The organism is Sphingopyxis sp., from assembly GCF_051861155.1.
Taxonomy (GTDB): domain Bacteria; phylum Pseudomonadota; class Alphaproteobacteria; order Sphingomonadales; family Sphingomonadaceae; genus Sphingopyxis.
The window spans coordinates 410,284-428,130 of the sequence record NZ_JBHYDE010000003.1; the positions used below are offsets into that span (position 1 = coordinate 410,284).

A 17,847-nucleotide genomic window follows, 5' to 3' on the forward strand; every position below is an offset into this window, starting at 1 on the left:
AAGCGTTGTTTGGCGCTGCCAGCTTTGACAGCCGGTTTTGTCGGTGTGTCGAGCGAGCGGAGCGGCGATGATTCAGTGTGCGCAAGCGCATTGGCCGTCGTCTGGAATCGGCCCCGTGCAGGTTCCTCGGAGGACAGTGCTGACCCGTCCGTGTTTGACCGAAGAGAAGCCGTAGTTCAGTCCAATAGGGCACCCTGCTCGACGGCTATTAGGTTATTTTACAAGGAAGGGAATGCGGGCATGCAACGAGAATTTTACGCGGAGGTTCGATTTTCTTCGGATGTTTTGCGGGCGTTCTGGGAAGCATGCAAAAACGTGCCAAATGGGCGCGGCGCGGGGCCACGGTTCTTATCGTGATTCTGTGTTTGCCTCTTGCGCTGCCAGCTTTGAAAGCCGACATTGTCGGTGTGTCGAGCGAGCGGAGCGGCGATGATTCAGTGTGCGCAAGCGCATTGGCCGTCGTCTGGAATCGGCCCCGTGCAGGTTCCTCGGAGGACAGTGCTAGTCGGATGGGTGGCGAGAGCAGGGGCCCGGAGACTTGGACGATAGCCTGAGGAAATATGTCCGCAAACATTCCAGCCTGACGAAGGCTTGGCAAGCTGTGCGCTCGAATTCCCGTTTCTCAACCTCGCCTTACGTTAAAGAGCAAGCCGAGGATTTTGCCGCGGATGTACGGACACGCATCGCTTCAATCGCCGCGAAAATACACCGTCAGACATTTCATTTTTCACCATCGAGAGGTGTCGCGATCCCGAAGACCGGCAAGCCGGGTCAAGTCCGACCAATTGTAATCTCGAAAACGGAAGATCGGATAGTCCAGCGATGCGTACTCGATGCATTGACTGCGACGGATGCGATACGCAAACAGGCCTTCCAGCCGTTTAGCTTTGGCGGCATTCCAAAAGTATCGAAAGATAGCTCGGCGGGAGTGCCTGCCGCGATTCATCAATTGATCGAATTCGCCAAGCAGGGCCAAACTCACGTAATGATAGCGGACGTCGAAGGTTTTTTTACGCGGATCTCGAAATCTGGCTGTGTAAATATGGTCAAGAGATTTACTGATGATAGCCATTTCCTCTCTCTATTTGAGAAATCTATATCAGTGGATCTCGAAAATGCGGCTCGCCTCTGGAAGTTCAAAGACCAGTTCCCATACGGAGATTTAGGTGTGGCGCAGGGAAGTTGCTTGTCGCCATTCCTCGGAAATCTAATACTATCAGACTTCGACAAGGCGATGAATGATGGAGACTGTCGATGTATTCGATACATTGATGATGTAATCATCGTAGCGCCATCGGGGCGCGCCGCTTCGGCTCGTTTTCGACTTGCTAGTGGGATTTTGAATGAGATGGGAATGAGATTTGCACCCGACAAATCTAGCGCCGTTCCAATACCGTTTCACGAGCCCTTCGAATATCTTGGAATAGAGTTTTCAAAGGCAGGGCTGAGGCCATCAAAACGATCACGAAGGAGCATTGAGTTTCGCTGCAAAGATGTAGCGGTTGAGTCCCTTCGAGCAATCCGAAAATCGGAAGAACCATCGGATTTCGATATGCAATTTAGCATCCCTCGAACCCTCAATCGGATATCCGGAATGGCGAAAGGGTGGGCGCATCACTATTCATTCTGCGATGACAAGAATACGATCTTGAAAATCGATGAAAATATAATGAATACATACCTAGATTATCAAAGAAAAGCTGGTGAAATTGTCAAGAAAAAGCCTGCAAAAATGGCAGCAGCAATATTGGGTTATAGAGGAGCAAATGAGGTAACATATGCCTCTTCAATTTGGCCATTAGGCGAATGATCCTCATCACCGGCCACGTCATCCTGACCCCCGAGCATCGCGAGCGCATGATTGCGCTCGGCGCCGAGCATAGCGCGCGGTCGCGCGGCGAGGCGGGGTGTCTGGCGCACAACTGCCATGTCGATGTCGAACAGCCCGACCGCCTCGTCTTTGTCGAGGAGTGGGCGGATATGGCCGCGGTGCGCGCCCATTTCGCGGTCCCCGCGTCGGGCGCCTTCGTCGCCGAAATGCGCGCCCTCTCGCCGCAGCCGCCGGTGATGCGGATTTTCTCGGGCGACGATGTGACGGCGCGGGTGATGGGGTAAATCTCCCCTCCCATTCATGGGAGGGGTCGGGGGAGGGCCTGTTCGGATTGTGGGCGAGGGTGACAGGCCCTCCCCAAACCCCTCCCTGAAGGGAGGGGCTTTCGCCTCCTTCGTCACCCCGGACTTGATCCGGGGTGACGGGGTGGAAAAATAACCGCTTTCCTATCTTTTTTCGCTGTGCCAGCCTTTATCCCGGCTCTTTCAAATCACCGACAAAAGCGGTCGTCGCCCAGCGCGCGCAACCTTGGCGGTCGATCATCCCACCTCCGGGATGCGGCAACGGCACATCAGCGCACAAGGCTGAACTTCACTGAACTTTGGACCAACATGCCGCGCCCCGCCGCCCGCGCTCCCGCTGTTCGGGCGCGCGCGGGCTTGATCCCGCGCCGCGTTCCGATAGGGCAGGGCAATCGACCCCGGATTGTGCCGGGGCGGCAAGGATAAAGCGCCGGGGGGCCTATGAGCGGGTTTGAATTCATCTTTTCGCTGTTCGGACTGATCCTCGGTCTCGCGCTGGCCGAGGGGCTGGGCGGGCTGGCGCGCGCGCTCAAGGCGTCGCACCGCGTCCGCATCGGCTGGCCGACCGCGCTGCTCGGGCTGTTCGTGTCGTGCGACGTCGTCACCTTCTGGATGTACGGCTGGGCGGTGCGCGACGCGCTGCCGCTGAACTGGCCGGTGCTGTTCTGCGGCTTCATCGTCACCGCCATCTATTATGTCGCGGCGTCGCTCGTCTTCCCCGACGATCCCGAAGGATGGGGCGACCTCAATGCCCATTTCGACCAGCACCGGCGCAAGGTGATCGGCGGGGTGTTCCTGTGCAATGTCGCGCTGATGGGCGTCGTCACCTGGCTGGGCGGCTTGCCCGCCCCGACCAGCTTGCGCGCCGTCATCATTGCTTGGTCCTTCTTCCCCGTCGCGCTGCTCGCGATCGCGGCCAAGGACCGCCGCGTGGTGGTGGGGTGCCTGATCTGGTTGATCGCGCTCTACCCGCTGTCGGTGGTGTGGCGTTGATCTATTGCACTGCGGTGGTCTTCGCCACGACGCGCCATCCGGCCGCGGTACGATAGAGCAGCAGCTGGTCGATATAGCGGTCGCCGCCGAAGGTGAGTTCATAGGTGACCGCGCTCATCGACGGCGTCGCGTCGCGGCGGTCGAGGACGCGCCCGGTTGCCGCCGGATCGGGGCGCGCCGCCCAGCTGCCGAGCACCTCGGCGAAGCGCCGGCAACCGACCCCGGTATCGCCGTCGTCCGACAAGGTGCAGAACTGACCGTCGGGCAGGAACAGCTTTTGCAACGCCTCGACGCGCCCCGTCCGGAGCCCGCTGACATAGGCCTCCAGCGCTTGTTCGGGCGAGGATGGCGCGGCCGCGTGCGCGGGCGCCGCCGCGAGCAGCGCCGCGGCGAAGGGCAGGGCAATACGCACAAAATTGAGGGGCATCACATGATCCTCCCGCTGCATAGCGTGGGCGTTATTACCCTTTCCCCGCCTGCGCCTCCAGCAAGGGTTTGAGATACTGGCCGGTAAAGCTCCGCGGCTCCTTCACCACCTGCTCGGGCGTCCCCGCCGCGACGATCTCGCCGCCCTTCACCCCGCCCTCGGGGCCCAGGTCGAGGATGTAATCGGCGGTCTTGATGACATCCAGGTTATGCTCGATCACGATCACGCTGTTGCCCTGTTCGACCAGCGCCTGCAGCACTTCGAGCAGCTTGCGGACATCCTCGAAATGCAGCCCGGTGGTCGGTTCGTCGAGGATATACAGCGTCTGCCCGGTCGAGCGCCGCGACAATTCCTTGGCCAGCTTCACCCGCTGCGCCTCGCCGCCCGACAGCGTCGTCGCCTGCTGCCCGACCTTGATGTAACCTAGCCCGACGCGGACCAGCATCGCCATCTTCTCGCGGATCGACGGCACCGCCTTGAAGAATTCGGTCGCATCCTCGACCGTCATGTCGAGCACGTCGGCGATGCTGTGGCCCTTGAACTTCACCTCGAGCGTTTCGCGGTTGTAGCGTTTGCCGTGGCACGTCTCGCACGTCACATAGACGTCGGGCAGGAAGTGCATCTCGATCTTGATCAGCCCGTCGCCGGTGCAGGTCTCGCACCGCCCGCCCTTGACGTTGAAGCTGAAGCGCCCCGGCTTGTACCCGCGCGCCTGGCTTTCGGGCAGCCCCGCGAACCAGTCGCGGATGATCGTGAAGGCGCCCGTGTACGTCGCGGGGTTGCTGCGCGGGGTGCGGCCGATCGGCGACTGGTCGATGTCGATCACTTTGTCGCAATGCTCCAGCCCCTTCAGACTGTCGTGCGGCCCCGCGATCATCCGCGCCCCGTTCAGCACCCGCGCCGCGCTGGCGTAAAGCGTGTCGATGATCAGGCTCGACTTGCCGCTGCCCGACAGCCCGGTGACGCAGGTGAAGGTGCCGAGCGGGATTTTCGCGGTCACATTGTTGAGATTGTTCGCACGCGCGCCCTTCAGCACCAGGTCGAAGCCATTGCCCTTGCGGCGGTGTTTCGGGATCGCGATGCTTTTGGTGCCGTTGAGATACGCCGCGGTCAGGCTCTTGTCGCTCTTGAGAACCTCTTCCAGCGTCCCCTCGGCGACAATCTCGCCGCCATGCAGCCCCGCGCCCGGCCCCATGTCGACGACATAATCGGCGTGGCGGATCGCATCCTCGTCATGCTCGACGACGATCACCGTGTTGCCGAGGTCGCGGAGGCGTTTGAGCGTCGCGAGCAGCCGGTCATTGTCGCGCTGGTGGAGTCCGATGCTCGGTTCGTCGAGGACGTAGAGCACGCCGGAGAGACCCGAACCGATCTGCGAGGCTAGGCGGATGCGCTGGCTCTCGCCGCCGCTCAGCGTCCCGCTGGTACGGTTGAGGTTGAGATAATCGAGCCCGACATTGTTGAGGAAGCCGAGCCGCTCGTTGATCTCTTTCAATATCGCCCGAGCGATCTGGCGCTGGGTGTCGTTGAGCTTGTCCTCGAGCGTCCCGAACCACGCCAGCGCGTCGGCGACGCTGCGCTGCGCCGACAGGCTGATGTCCTCGCCCGCGATCTTCACCGCCAGCGGTTCGGGGCGCAGCCGCGCGCCATGGCAGGTCTCGCACGGCTGCGGCGTCTGATATTTGCTCAACTCCTCGCGCATCCACGCGCTCTCGGTTTGCAGCAGGCGGCGGTTGAGGTTCCCGATGACGCCCTCGAACGCCTTGTGCGTCGTATAGCTGCGGCGACCGTCCTTGAAGGTCAGCTCGACGGGCTTGCCGCCGCTGCCATAAAGGATGATCAGCTGCACCTCGCCGGGCAGATCCTGCCACGGCGTTGTCAGCTCGAAGCCATAGGCTTTGCCCAGGCTTTCCAGCACCTGCATATAATAGGGCGAGGGCGGGTTCGATTTTGCCCACGGGACGACCGCGCCCTTTTTCAGGCTCAGCGCATGGTTGGGCACGACGAGGTCGGGGTCGAACTCCTGCCGCTCGCCGAGCCCGTCGCACGCGGGGCAGGCGCCCTGCGGGGCGTTGAAGCTGAACAGGCGCGGTTCGATCTCGGCGATCGTGAAGCCGCTGACCGGGCAGGCGAATTTCTCGGAAAAGATCAGGCGATTGGCGGGGATGCCCGCGCCCTTCATCGCGCCGCCGGTGTCTTCCTCTTCGCGACCCGGGACCGGGCCGTCGGCCAGATCGACATAGGCAAGCCCTTCGGCGAGCTTCAGCGCGGTTTCGAAACTGTCGGCGAGGCGGGTGCCGAGCCCTTCGCGCACCGCGATGCGGTCGACCACCACCTCGATGTCATGCTTGTATTTCTTGTCGAGCGCCGGCGCCTCGCCGATCTCGTAAAATTCGCCGTCGATGCGGACGCGCGTGAAGCCGTCCTTCTGCCACTGCGCCAGCTCCTTCTTATACTCGCCCTTGCGCCCGCGGACGACGGGGGCGAGCAGGTAGGCGCGGGTGCCTTCGGGCAACTGCATCACGCGGTCGACCATCTGGCTGACCGTCTGCGCCGAAATCGGCTCGCCGGTTGCGGGCGAATAGGGGATGCCGACGCGCGCCCACAGCAGGCGCATATAGTCGTAGATTTCGGTCACCGTCGCGACGGTCGAGCGCGGGTTGCGCGACGTCGTCTTCTGCTCGATGCTGATCGCTGGCGACAGTCCGTCGATATGCTCGACATCGGGTTTCTGCATCATCTCCAGGAACTGACGCGCATAGGCGGAGAGCGACTCCACATAGCGCCGCTGCCCCTCGGCATAGATGGTATCGAAGGCGAGCGACGATTTGCCGCTGCCCGACAGGCCGGTGATGACCACCAGCGCATCGCGCGGCAGGTCGACGTTGACGCCCTTCAGATTATGCTCGCGCGCACCGCGGACGGAAATATGGGTGAGACTCATGGGAGGGGTATGTTCCAGATTTGTTCTTGATGCGCAAGGGGCGCGGTGGCCGCAACATAGTGACGCGGAAATGCTGCCACAATGGAACAAATTTGGCGTTTCGGTCCTATACCGTCGCGGCAGTCGGCGTTTCTCTTCTCCCAGCTTATGGGGGAGGCAAATATGGTTCGGGGGTATATGCGTTCGGCCGCTGTGGCGGCAATTTTGTCTTCGTTTGTATTGGGCGGTTGCACGACGCGCCTGTCCGTCGCGCCGTTGACCGGGTCTGCCACCCCGGTTGGCGCACCGTTTCCACTCTATTTTGATCAATTTCGCGTTTCGATAAATTATCAACTGGCAAAGTGCGATTCAGACTTGATCTTCAAAACGTCGGTGGAGGTCGTCGAGCGCATCCGTTCGGCGGATCCGGAGCATAGCTACGTCATCGACCCGAACAGCCTTGCCGCCTTTAACAAGACCGCCGAGGCAACGATCAAATATTTTCCGAACGGCATGCCTTCGTCGATCAACGCAAAGGCCGATGACCGCACGGCGGAAATCGCCGGGTCACTGATCAAATCAGCCGCCGGCATCGCCAAGTTGGTAGCCGGCGGAGGCGGAATGACCGCAGTCGTCGCCTGCACAACGGAGGCCGATGCCGCGATCAAGGAACTCGATCGCCTGACGCAATTGGTCAAGACCAGAACTGCGGTAGTGAAAAGCGCGCAAGAAATATTTGACAAACGAAAGGCGCAGATCGACGCAGCGGGTGCCGCAATACCCTCTGCATTGCGCAAGCAGTTTACCCAGGATTACATGGCGTTGCAGGGCGCATTGCAAGGGCTTGCCGACAGCAAAAAGGCGCTCGATGCCGCAAAGAAGGCGCTTAGCATTTCGGTAGCGCTCAACTGGCCGAGGAATGGCGTGCTGATGTCCGAAGAGATCGTGCCGACGAGCGATCAACTCGCGCCGCTATTTAACAAATGGCTCAAAGGTGGCGCGGCATCGGTTTCGATCAACCCGGCTGATCTGGCTGGTTTGGCGGTGAAGCTGGAAATCGAAGCTGAACAACCGAACAGTCCCTATGTGCAGGCTGGAGGGTCAAGGACATTACCCGCGACCGACCTTGCCAAGGGTATTCCGTACCGGAATCCCTATTGGGGGTTGATGCGTGTAAGAACGAAAAACGAGACCGGGGCGTGGGAAGTTTCTGAGGAGAAGCGCTACGAGTTTCTACAACTCGGCCGCGTTTTTGTCTTGCCCTGTGTAAGCAAGCCCCTCACGTCGATCAGTTGTAGTCTGGCGTTCAACGAGAATGGCCGCGTCAGCGAAGCGGGCACGACCAACAGCAAGGCGCCGGGCGAAGTCGCGGCAGGCTTGCTCAGCACTGCCGTCACGGAGGTGGCTGGCGTCAAAACGGCACTGGATGGCCGCGCGCTCAAGGACAAGCAGGCCGAACTGGCTTTGCTAGAGATCGACGGAAAGATCGCTGCGGCGCGCAAGGCGCAGGTGACGGCGCCGCCGACCCAAAAGCAGCAATGGGAAGACGAGATCGCAATGCTGGACACCGAACGCCGACTGATCGAAGGACGGCGAGCGCTCGACGAAGCCAAAAGTCAGGTTGAGCCGTAGTGGGCGCACATCTTGGTGACGCCGCGGATGCTGAAGCGACCACCGCGGATCGCTTCGCCGCCTTTGTCGATGCTCCCGATGCCAACCCAGCACAGTATAAATATTCGCGACCCTTCAACCATTGGTCCGAATCCAGCTTGGTAGAACAACGTTTCGACTGGCGCACGAGAGGGTTGGCATTTGTGTCACGGGCGCAGGGCGCCGCGAACGTCTGTACCAGCTATGCAACCGCCGCGATGGCGGAGGCGCGCTGGCAACTGCGTCGCAATGAAAACATCCGGCTAGCTGGCGCCTACGTCCATTGTTGTCTGCTCGGCATCAGCGAGCCGTTGCAGGGTGTAAACCCAGAAACGGCGGCGCGCGCGGCAACCGCGAACGGGCTTGCGAAATCCGTAACAGACGGACCACCGCTATCGGTCCAACAATGCCAAATACTGGGGCAGGATCGTATCGGGGTGTCGGGGTTTGGCTGGGTGGCGCCTGGAACGCCGATGCTCAATTCGCTGGTCAGGCACGGCCCGATGGTCGTCGAAATGAATGTCCCGCCTGATTTTCCGGATATTCGCAGGCATGACATCTATTCTGCGCCGGTCGATCCGGGCACCGCGAAGCGGCACAGCATGCTTCTTGTCGGATATGATTATCCCGCCCGAACGGCTGTCCTGCTCAATAGTATGGGACAGGGATGGGGGAACGACGGCTTTCTGCGTGTTCGTTTCGGTACCGGCGGTGTGCTGGACCATTTTTATGCGATGCAGATCGGGGTGGCCACGTAAAGGCTGCCGACTTTCCACCAACTTCCCAATGTCTTCGACCAGCGTCATCCCCCTCGCTTGACCCTTTGGCAGCGCGGGCGGACAGTCGCACTATGGCCGTTGTCCGGTTTCGGGCGACGCGGGGACATAGGGAGACTGGGGAATGATGAAATATCTGGGCGGGGCCGCGAGCCTTGCGATCGCTATCGCATTGGCCGCGACACCGGCGCTGGCGAAGGATGCACCCGCGGCCGCATCGCTGCATGCAGCCGGTGCCGAGGAAGCGGCGGGCGACGCGGAATCGCTGAAAGCGCTGACCTTCGGCACCTGGGGCGTCGATCTGGGCGCGCGCGATCCGGGGGTGAAGCCCGGCGACGATTTCGACAAATATGCCAATGGCGGCTGGTTCGCGCGCACTGAAATTCCGTCGGATCAGGCGTCGGCGGGGGTCGATTACGACGTTTACAACCTGACCCAGCGCCAGCTGCGCGCGGTGGTCGCGGGGGCGCCGGCGACGAGCCAGGTCGGCGGGCTGTATCAAAGCTTCATGGACGAGGCGCGGGTCGAGGCGCTCGGCGCCAAGCCGCTGCTCGCCGACATCGCCGCCGTTGCGGCGATCAGGGACAAGACCGAAATGGCGCGCTTCATGGGCGGCACGCAGGGGACGTTCGGCGCGACGATTGTGAGCGGTGGGCCCTATGCCGACACCGCCGACCCGACGGTCAATGTGCTGTGGCTGGGCCAAGCGGGACTCGGCCTGCCCGAACGCGACTATTACCTCAGCGACGGCTTCAAGCCGCAGCGCGATGCGTACCGCGCCTATATCGCGCGGACGATGAAGATGGCAGGGCATGCCGACCCCGAAAAGGCCGCCGATGCGGTGCTGGCGTTCGAGACCGAGATTGCAAAGGTCAGCTGGGCGATCGCTGACCGGCGCGACATCGGCAAGATCAACAACCCGATGTCGTCGGACGAGCTCGCCGCCTATGCGCCCGGGCTCGACTGGGCGGCGTGGTTCGCGGGGGCGCGGATCGCGCCGCAAAAGCGTATCATCGTCAACGAAAAGACCGCGGTGCGCGACATCGCGGCGCTTTATGCCAAGACGCCGCTCGACACGATCAAGCTGTGGCAGCAGTTCCATGTCGCTGACAATGCTGCGCCCTATCTGTCCAAGCCGTTTGTCGACAGCCGGTTCGAATATTCGAAGGCGTTGAGCGGCGTGTCCGAGCTGCGGCCGCGGTGGAAGCGCGGGCTGACGCTGGTCGACGGCAGCCTCGGCGAGCTGGTCGGCGAGACCTATTCGACGCAATATTTCCCGGCGAGCGCCAAGGCGAAGATGGAGGTGCTGGTCGCCAACCTGAAACTGGCGATGGGCGACCGTATTCGCGCCAACAGCTGGATGGCGCCCGCGACCAAGGACGCGGCGCTGGCAAAGCTGGCGAAGATGGACGTGATGGTCGGCTATCCCGACAAATGGCGCGACTACGCAGCGCTAAAGATCGATCCGACCGACCTTTACGGCAATGTGAAGCGCAGTTCGGCGTTCGAATATGCTTATGCGCTGGGTGACCTGAACAAGCCCGTCGATCGCAAGAAATGGGCGATGAACCCGCAGGAGGTGAACGCCTATAACGGCGGGCTGGAGAACAAGATCGTGTTCCCGGCGGGCATTTTGCAGGCGCCCTATTTCAGCGAAAGCGTCGACGATGCGGTCAATTATGGCGCGATCGGCGCGGTTATCGGCCACGAGATCATCCATGGTTTCGACGATCAGGGGCGCAAGATCGATGCCGACGGTGCGGTCCGCGACTGGTGGACCGCCGAGGACGCGGCGAAGTTCGACGCCGCAGCGAAGGCTTTTGGGGCGCAATATGCGACCTATGAAGCCGCTCCTGGCGCGTTCATCAATCCCGACCTGACGATGGGCGAAAATATCGCCGATCTGGCGGGGCTGGAGGTGGCCTATGACGCCTATCGCCGCTCGCTGGGCGGCAAGCCCGCACCGGTGATCGACGGGCTAACCGGCGATCAGCGCTTTTTCCTGGCCTTCGCACAGGCGTGGCGGACGAAGCAGCGCGAGGATGCGGTCAAGCAGCAGGTGGCGAGCGATCCGCACAGCCCGGCGCGCTGGCGCATCATCGGGCCGGTGCGCAACGTCGATGCGTGGTACAAGGCGTTCAGTGTCCAGGCGGGCGCAAAATATTATCTGAAGCCCGAGGAGCGCACGCGGATCTGGTAATCCTGAGGCCCCTTTCTCAGGATTGGGCGGGGGCGGTTTCGTGCCGTCCCCGTACCGCCATGACGACCAGCGACAGCGCCGCGCCGACGATCACGAACAGCGCGGGAAAGCCGCCGAGGACCGACATCATGCGGATGCCGTCGATACCGCCGCTCGCCACGAGCACGAGCGCGACCAGCCCGACGGTGATGCCCCACACCGCCTGCACCCCGAGCGGCGCTTCGGGCGCGTCGGGGGTGATGCCGCGGGTCGACAGTGCGCTCATCGCTGAGACATTGGCGTCGGCGCCGGCGACGTAGGAGAGGAAGATTGCGAACAGCACTATCCCGGCCACGACCGTTCCGCCGCCGAGCGCGCTGAACAGCCGGAATAGCACCGGATCGGGGCCTTGCGCGATCAGGACAGCGTAAAGGCTGGCGCCGCTTTGCTGGTCGAGCGCGATCGTCGCGCCCGCGATCGCGGTCATCCACACCGCGCCGAACAGCGACGGCAGGATGAGGTTGTAGAGGATGAAGGCGCGGACGCTGTAGCCGACCGCAAGGCGGCCGAGAAACAGCGCGGTCACCGGCGCCCAGGCGAACCAGTTGGCCCAGTTGAAGATCGTCCATTGCCGGTGCCAGCCGGTATCGACGTCGAGGCCGAGGTTGCGGGGGATGAAGGTTTGGAAGTAGTCGAAGGTGCCGCGTAGCGTGAGGTCGAACATCCGGGCGGTCGGCCCGGCGATCAGCACGAACGCGATGATCGCGAAAAACAGCCAGGTGTTTAGTACCGACAGCCCGGCGATCCCTTTTTGCAGACCGGTCGCCGCGGAGATCAGGAAGCTGCCGACGATCGCCGCCGCGATCGCCCAGCGCAGCGCCGCGCCGCCATCGAAGCCGCCGATGCCCTCGATCCCGCCCGCAAGCGCGAGCAAGCCGGCGCCGAGCGAGGCCGCCATACCCGCGACGAGGGCGTAGAGGCAGATGATGTCGATGCCGGTGCCGACGGGGCCATGCGCACGCTGGCCGATCAGCGGGACGAACAGCGATGACAGGCTGAACGGTTCGCGGCGATTGTAATAGACGAGCGCGAAGGCGAGCCCGGCGACGGTGTAGATCGCATAGGGCGTCAGCGTCCAGTGCAGGAGCATCGTCGACATCGCAAAGGTCGCGGCGGCATCGCTGCCGGGCTGTAGCCCCAACATCGCGGGCGGATCGTTGAGGTGGAACAAAGGTTCGGCGGCGCCCCAGAACAATATGCCGGTCGCGATGGTGGTGCAGAGCGTCACCGCGAACCAGCGCCAGCGGCTGAGGATCGGTTTCGCCTGCGCCCCGCCGATGGTCCGCCCGCCGAGCGGCGAGAGCGCGATGCCCGCGAGCAGCACCAGAAAGGCGAGCCCGGCCCAGGCGAACAGCGGCGAGAAGTGGCGCAGAATCCAGTCGTTGATCGCGGTTTCGGCGGCGAGGACGGCAGCGCCCTGCCACAGGCTGAGGATCACCGCGGCGAGCAGCACCGCGAGCGGGGTATAGAACACCGCGCGGTTGATGGGATGGCGATGGCTGGAAAGCTTTGACAATGCTGGCAAAGGACGGGCCGATCGGACAGGGTGGGGCGGGCAACATGGCGCGTGGCCGCGCCGGGGTCAATTCGATGCCGGGAACGCCCCATCGGCCCGCGCGTTGGAGCGGCAGAGGATTTGATCGCAGGAGAGCTTCGATGACCAGAATGATTTTGGCGGCGACCACCGCGCTGGCGTTGCTGGGGGCGGGGCAGGCCGCGGCCTGGCAGACACCCGCCGAAACCCCGGCACCCGCGGCTGCAACCGCGAAGAAGCTGCCCGACGGCACGACCGCCGAAGAACGCGCCAATACAGCACGGTTGAACGCCGAACAGGCATCGCGCGCCAAGGCCGAAACGGTGACTTATCAACAGGAAGTGTCGGCGGCGGCGCAACAGGTCGCGCACGACCAGAGCGAATTTGCCGCCGAAACCGCGGCCTATGAAGCCGAAAAGGCGCGTGTTGCGGCGATGTCGGCCGAGGAACGGATGAAGTGGGAGGCCGATGTCGCGGCGTGCAAGGCCGGCGACACGACGCGCTGTGCCAAGCCGGCGGTGCCGCCGCGCTGAACGATCAATAGATCGCGGGCGGCGTAAGCGCGTCGGTGTTCGGCGGAGTTTCGTCCGCCGCGGCGGCTGGCGCGGGCGGGGTATCGAGCGCTTTTGGTTCGCGCGGCGGCGGGTCAGGAAAGCGGCCGCCGTAGCGGTAGCCGTCGTCGGGATCGGCGGGCGCCGGTGGATCGAGTTCCACCGCGCCCAGTTCGCGAAATTCATCGCTCATCCGCTGGTCGCGAGCGGCGCGCAGCCGGGCCGCGACACCATAGCTGTCGGGACAATCGAAACAGGGCGCCGCGCCTTCGCCCTGCGCCATTTGCGCGTCGGGATTGGCGCTGAGGCGCGAAAACGACGCCGCCGCACTCGCGCGCTGTTCGGCGAGCGGACCAGCGACCATTTCCCCCAACAACATTCCGGCGATCGTCCCGGCGAGCGCGACCCGCGACCAGCGGGATGCCCGGCGGCTGTTCAAGCGACTCGCGATGAAAGATAATTTCCTCACCATGTCATGATTTGGTCATGTTGCGATGTCCGATGCAAGCCCGGCGCCATGAAATTGCCCGACCGCCGACCGTTCGTCGATGGATGAACGGCTTTCGTCCGGTAATCGAGCCGCCGTTTGCGCCGATCGATCCAAACGCGATTCTCATGCCGTCTAGGGGGTATCACCAACTTGCGGGATGCGGGGGCACCGGTCTCCCCGGTCCGGAGCCTTCGTGTCCCGCATCATCCCCCAAAAAAGGACTCCCCCATGGCGAAATTTTCTCTGATCCTGCTGAGCGCGCCGCTGGCGTGTATCGGCCTGAGCATCCCCGCGGTGGCCGCGGCCAAGGACGATGGCGAGCGGCGGACCGTCGTGGTGCGCTATCACGACCTGAACCTGGCGAGCGTCGAGGGCCGCGAACGACTTAATTCGCGCGTCAAATCGGCGGTGCGCACGGTGTGCAACAGCCGCCCGCACTATCGCGCGACGCTGAACGAACTGGCGCTGGCGCAGAATTGCGAGGCGGCGACGCTGGCCGATGCGGGCGTGAAGCTGGCCGGCCTGCTCAATGGCGACGGCACCCGGCTGGCCGATCGCGGCCAGACGATCCTGGTTTCCGCGCCCTGACGGCGCGGCCCCCGGTCGCTATCGCCGAGGGACCGGCGATAGCGACCGGACGCTGGCGAAAGGCGGTCGTGCCCCGGCGGGCGTGGCCGCCTTTTGCCGTTCGGGCTCAGGCGTGCATGATCGCCTTGACGTCGTGGAGATAGGTGCGCCCGATGCGGTGGACGCCGCCGTCGCCCAGGTCGACGCTCCACGCGCCGTCGCCATGGTGTTTCAGCCCGACGATACCGTCGCGGCGCACCATTTTCGACCGGTGGATGCGCATGAACTGATCGGGGTTCATCCGCGCTTCTAGCGATTTGATCGTTTGGTGGATCAGCCAGCTGCGCGCGCCGACGTGCAGCCGCATATAGTCGCGCTCGGCCTCGATCAGATCGACCTGACCGGCGTCGATACGCAGCATTTCGCCGCGGTTCTGGACCCAGAATTCGTTGATCCATTTGCTTTTCTGGCTGGGTGCGCGTTCGGTCGCGCGCCATTCGCGCACCCGGGTCAGTGCGCGCGCGAGGCGATCGGGCGCCACCGGTTTGAGCAGATAGTCGACGGCGGCAACATCGAAGGCGGCGACCGCATATTGATCGAAGGCGGTGACAAAGATCACCGCTGGCGGATTGTGGAGCCGGTCGATCGCGGCGGCGACCTCCAGCCCGTTGAGGTCGGGCATCGCAATGTCGCAGAGGACGAGGTCGGGGGCGAGCGCGTCGACCATGCGCAGTGCCGAGGCGCCGTCGCTGGCGGTGCCGACCAGCGAAACGCCGTCCTGTTGTCCGGTCAGGATCTGCAGGCGTTCGATGGCCAGCGGTTCATCGTCGACGATCAGGGTGCGGAGCGTCTGAATCATGGCTTAGCGGGCCTCCCGTGACAGTGGCAACCACAGCGACACGACGAAACCGCCATCGTCCGACGGTCCCCATTCGCACCCGGCGGTCGGACCATAGCGGGTCAGCAGCCGTTCGCGAACATTGCCAAGGCCGAGCCCGGTCCCCGACGGCGGCGCCGGCGCCTTTGCATCGATGTCATTGTCGATCCGCAGCACCAGCAACCCATATTCGGCGCTGGCGTGCAGGCGGATGGCGATTTTGCCCTTGGTCGGCGCGACGCCGTATTTGATCGCATTTTCGATGATCGGTTGCAGGATCAGCACCGGGACGCAGGCGTTTTTCAACTCGTCGGGCATCGTCACCTCGACCTGCAACCGGTCAGGAAAGCGCGTCTGTTCGATGTCGAGATACAGGCGTTGCAGCGCGATTTCCTCGTCCAGGCTGACCAGCTGTTCGGGATCGACCGCTAGGCTGGAGCGCAGGAAGGACGACAGGTTCATGATCATCGTCTCGGCCTCGCTTTTCGAACCGCGCATGACGAGGGTCGATAGCGAATTGAGCGTGTTGAACAGGAAGTGCGGATTCACCTGGTAATGCAGCGCGCGCAGCTGGGCGTTCTTCGCCTCGAGCCGGAAATGATTGGCGCGCCGTTCGACCGCGCGCATTTCATTGGCATAGCCGAAGGCGACATAGAGCGCGGCCCATACGGCGAAGAAGAAATACCAGCGGATCGAGCTGTCGAGGATGAGCACCGTTTCCCAGGCACCGGGGAATTTCGCCTGCATTTCCTCGATGATCTTGGCGGCTTCGGCGACCGGGAACCAGTAATAGAAGACGAGCAGATTGACCGAGGCATAGACGATGACCAGCGGCACCGCGGCGCCGAGCGCGGCGGCGAGGCGCGCGCCGAAGCTTTGCGGCTGGGCGCGCTGAAGCAGCTGATACAGCACGAAGGTGCACAGGATGCCCGCGACGACGACGATGCCGCGCCGCCCCGCCGATGCCCATTGTTCGGCGACGCCGGTGAGCAGGCCGAGCCCGGTGGTGATCAGGAAATAGATCAGCCACATCGCGATGATCGATCCGATCGCGACGCGCGGGTTGACGCGGGCGTCGGAGGCGCGCCAGTCGGGCGCCGCCGCCAGCATTTTTGCGCGCTGGTCGCGCAGCGCGTCTTTACGAAGAGTCATGTTCATTGCGCCTGCTTTAGCGTCAAAACCGGGGCGAAGGATAGCAGGCACCGGGCCGCCAGTCGAAGGGGCGTGCGCTTTGGTCGAAAGCTGCGCCGTCAGCTCGCGCCGGGTTGCGGCAGCGCGCGGCGCCAGTTGCCGCGCCGGTACACCGTCCACGCCATCGCCAGCGAAGCGAGCGAGGAGAGCGGAAAGCTCCACCAGATCGCGTCGGCGCCGAGCGCGGGATAAGCGAAATAATAGATGCCGAAGCGGATCGGGAACATCGACAGCGCGAGGATGATCAGCGGCGGGACGACCGAGCCGTTGGCGCGCAATGTGCCGATGATGACGATCGTGGTGCCAAAGGGCAAGAAGGTCCAGGTCGCGATATACTGGATATGGCGCGACACCTCGATCGCCTCGCTGCCGCTGCCGAGGAACAGCGCGAGTGCGGCGCGGTCGAACAGGAGGAGCAGCGCGATCAGCACCCCGGTCATCGCAAGGTTGATGGCGATACCGCTATTGGTGATCGTCGCGACGCGGTCCCAACGCTGCGCGCCGATATTCTGCGCCGCCATGGCGCTGACCGCGGCGCCGACCGCGAGCGCGGGCATCTGGATATAGTTCCACAGCTGGAGCGTCGCGCCGTACGCCGCGGCGGTCACCAGCCCCTCGCGGTTGACGAGCCCGACCATCACGAGTCCGGCGCCCGAGATCACCAGCATCTGCGCCCCCATCGGCAGGCCGCGGGCGACGATGAAGCGCAGTTCGCGCCAGCTGGGTGCCAGATAGGCAAGCTCGCGGCCACGCAGGCGGAGCGGATGATCCTTGGCATAGAACCAGATGACCATGCCGATCAGGCTGATCGTCCCGGCGATCGCGGTCGCCAGCGCGCTGCCCGCGATGCCGAGGCGCGGGACGGGGCCGAGCCCGAGGATGAGCACCGGGTTGAGGATGATGTCGATGACGACGGTGAGCACCATGAAGCGCAGCGGCGTCACCGCGTCGCCGGCGCCGCGGGAGGCCATCATCAGCGTCACCGAAATCATGCTGGCCGGGATCGCGACAAAGGTGACGCGGAGATAATCATGCGCCAGCGCAAAGGCTTCGGGCGGGGTTTCGAGCAGGCGCAGGATCGCGTCGGAGGCGAACCAGCCGACGACCGCGATGACGACCGCAAACAGCGCCGCCAGCCCGATCGCACCCCCCGCCGCACGCCGCGCGGCGTCGATGTCGCCGCGCCCGATCGCTTGCCCAATCAGCACCGTTGCCGCCATTCCGAAGCCAAAGAACGTGGCGAACATCAGGAACATGATGATGTTGGCGTTGGCGGTCGCGGCGAGCGCGCTGTTGCCCAGAAACTGCCCGACCCAAATCGAGTTCACCGAACCCGAGAGCGTCTGGAGGACGTTCGACGCCAGCGTCGGGAGAGCGAAGATGATCAGCGTCTTGGCGATCGGCCCGCTGGTCAAATCCATGCCGCCGCGCGCGGTCTGGCGCGGCGGCATGGGATTGGCGGCAGGGTCGGCCGCCGCAGCGACCGGGGTCGGCGT

Annotated in this window: 15 protein-coding genes; 8 read left to right on the plus strand and 7 right to left on the minus strand. The window is 63.5% G+C overall.

Annotation, left to right across the window (positions count from 1 at the left end; translation table 11 throughout):
• Positions 1 to 538: 538 nt before the first annotated feature.
• The 3 genes from ACTIFP_RS08110 (at position 539) to ACTIFP_RS08120 (ending at position 3,126) form a co-directional block, all read left to right on the plus strand.
• Positions 539 to 1,810, plus strand: a complete 1,272-nt coding sequence (locus ACTIFP_RS08110) for a reverse transcriptase domain-containing protein (protein ID WP_439568197.1) — start codon at positions 539 to 541, stop codon at positions 1,808 to 1,810.
• A complete protein-coding gene (locus ACTIFP_RS08115) occupies positions 1,807 to 2,115 on the plus strand; it encodes a putative quinol monooxygenase (RefSeq protein WP_439568198.1) in 309 nt (102 codons plus the stop codon). Before ACTIFP_RS08110 ends, ACTIFP_RS08115 begins: the two co-directional genes overlap by 4 nt.
• Positions 2,116 to 2,574: 459 nt before the next feature.
• Positions 2,575 to 3,126: a hypothetical protein gene (locus tag ACTIFP_RS08120; RefSeq protein ID WP_439568199.1), complete on the plus strand. Its 552-nt coding sequence runs from the start codon at positions 2,575 to 2,577 to the stop codon at positions 3,124 to 3,126.
• Between the two features lies 1 nt (position 3,127).
• On the opposite strand, the gene ACTIFP_RS08125 is transcribed toward ACTIFP_RS08120, so the two are convergent.
• Entirely contained in the window at positions 3,128 to 3,553 is a 426-nt protein-coding gene (locus ACTIFP_RS08125) for a nuclear transport factor 2 family protein (RefSeq protein WP_439568200.1), read from the minus strand.
• Positions 3,554 to 3,587: 34 nt separating this feature from the next.
• Entirely contained in the window at positions 3,588 to 6,497 is a 2,910-nt protein-coding gene (gene uvrA, locus ACTIFP_RS08130) for an excinuclease ABC subunit UvrA (RefSeq protein WP_439568201.1), read from the minus strand.
• Between the two features lie 81 nt (positions 6,498 to 6,578).
• Here uvrA and ACTIFP_RS08135 point away from each other — a divergent pair, with 81 nt between their 5' ends.
• From ACTIFP_RS08135 to ACTIFP_RS08145, 3 genes are all read left to right on the plus strand, one after another.
• A complete protein-coding gene (locus ACTIFP_RS08135; RefSeq protein WP_439568202.1) occupies positions 6,579 to 8,108 on the plus strand; it encodes a hypothetical protein in 1,530 nt (509 codons plus the stop codon).
• On the plus strand, positions 8,108 to 8,884 hold the full coding sequence (locus ACTIFP_RS08140; RefSeq protein ID WP_439568203.1) for a C1 family peptidase: 777 nt from the start codon (positions 8,108 to 8,110) through the stop codon (positions 8,882 to 8,884). The genes ACTIFP_RS08135 and ACTIFP_RS08140 overlap by 1 nt, the downstream gene beginning before the upstream one ends.
• A gap of 142 nt (positions 8,885 to 9,026) precedes the next feature.
• On the plus strand, positions 9,027 to 11,102 hold the full coding sequence (locus ACTIFP_RS08145) for a M13 family metallopeptidase (protein WP_439568204.1): 2,076 nt from the start codon (positions 9,027 to 9,029) through the stop codon (positions 11,100 to 11,102).
• A 16-nt stretch (positions 11,103 to 11,118) separates the two neighbouring features.
• Here the strand turns inward: ACTIFP_RS08145 and ACTIFP_RS08150 are convergent, their stop codons facing one another.
• Complete coding sequence (locus tag ACTIFP_RS08150) at positions 11,119 to 12,615, minus strand: BCCT family transporter (RefSeq protein WP_439568205.1); 1,497 nt, start codon at positions 12,613 to 12,615, stop codon at positions 11,119 to 11,121.
• A gap of 182 nt (positions 12,616 to 12,797) precedes the next feature.
• Between ACTIFP_RS08150 and ACTIFP_RS08155 the strand changes: the two genes are divergently transcribed.
• A complete protein-coding gene (locus ACTIFP_RS08155; protein ID WP_439568206.1) occupies positions 12,798 to 13,208 on the plus strand; it encodes a hypothetical protein in 411 nt (136 codons plus the stop codon).
• 4 nt (positions 13,209 to 13,212) lie between these two features.
• Here ACTIFP_RS08155 and ACTIFP_RS08160 read toward each other — a convergent pair whose 3' ends face one another.
• Positions 13,213 to 13,665: a hypothetical protein gene (locus ACTIFP_RS08160; RefSeq protein ID WP_439568207.1), complete on the minus strand. Its 453-nt coding sequence runs from the start codon at positions 13,663 to 13,665 to the stop codon at positions 13,213 to 13,215.
• Positions 13,666 to 13,944: 279 nt separating this feature from the next.
• Here ACTIFP_RS08160 and ACTIFP_RS08165 point away from each other — a divergent pair, with 279 nt between their 5' ends.
• Positions 13,945 to 14,304 (plus strand): UrcA family protein, encoded by a 360-nt coding sequence (locus ACTIFP_RS08165; RefSeq protein ID WP_439568208.1) that lies wholly within the window; start codon positions 13,945 to 13,947, stop codon positions 14,302 to 14,304.
• Between the two features lie 106 nt (positions 14,305 to 14,410).
• Here ACTIFP_RS08165 and ACTIFP_RS08170 read toward each other — a convergent pair whose 3' ends face one another.
• The 3 genes from ACTIFP_RS08170 to ACTIFP_RS08180 form a co-directional block, all read right to left on the minus strand.
• The gene (locus ACTIFP_RS08170) at positions 14,411 to 15,142 is read right to left on the minus strand and encodes a LytR/AlgR family response regulator transcription factor (protein WP_439568209.1); all 732 of its coding nucleotides are present in this window, start codon (positions 15,140 to 15,142) and stop codon (positions 14,411 to 14,413) included.
• A 3-nt stretch (positions 15,143 to 15,145) separates the two neighbouring features.
• The gene (locus ACTIFP_RS08175) at positions 15,146 to 16,312 is read right to left on the minus strand and encodes a sensor histidine kinase (protein WP_439568210.1); all 1,167 of its coding nucleotides are present in this window, start codon (positions 16,310 to 16,312) and stop codon (positions 15,146 to 15,148) included.
• A 98-nt stretch (positions 16,313 to 16,410) separates the two neighbouring features.
• Positions 16,411 to 17,772 carry an MATE family efflux transporter gene (locus tag ACTIFP_RS08180; RefSeq protein ID WP_439568234.1) on the minus strand — a complete coding sequence of 454 codons (1,362 nt, stop codon included), beginning with the start codon at positions 17,770 to 17,772 and terminating at the stop codon, positions 16,411 to 16,413.
• Positions 17,773 to 17,847 lie beyond the last annotated feature (75 nt).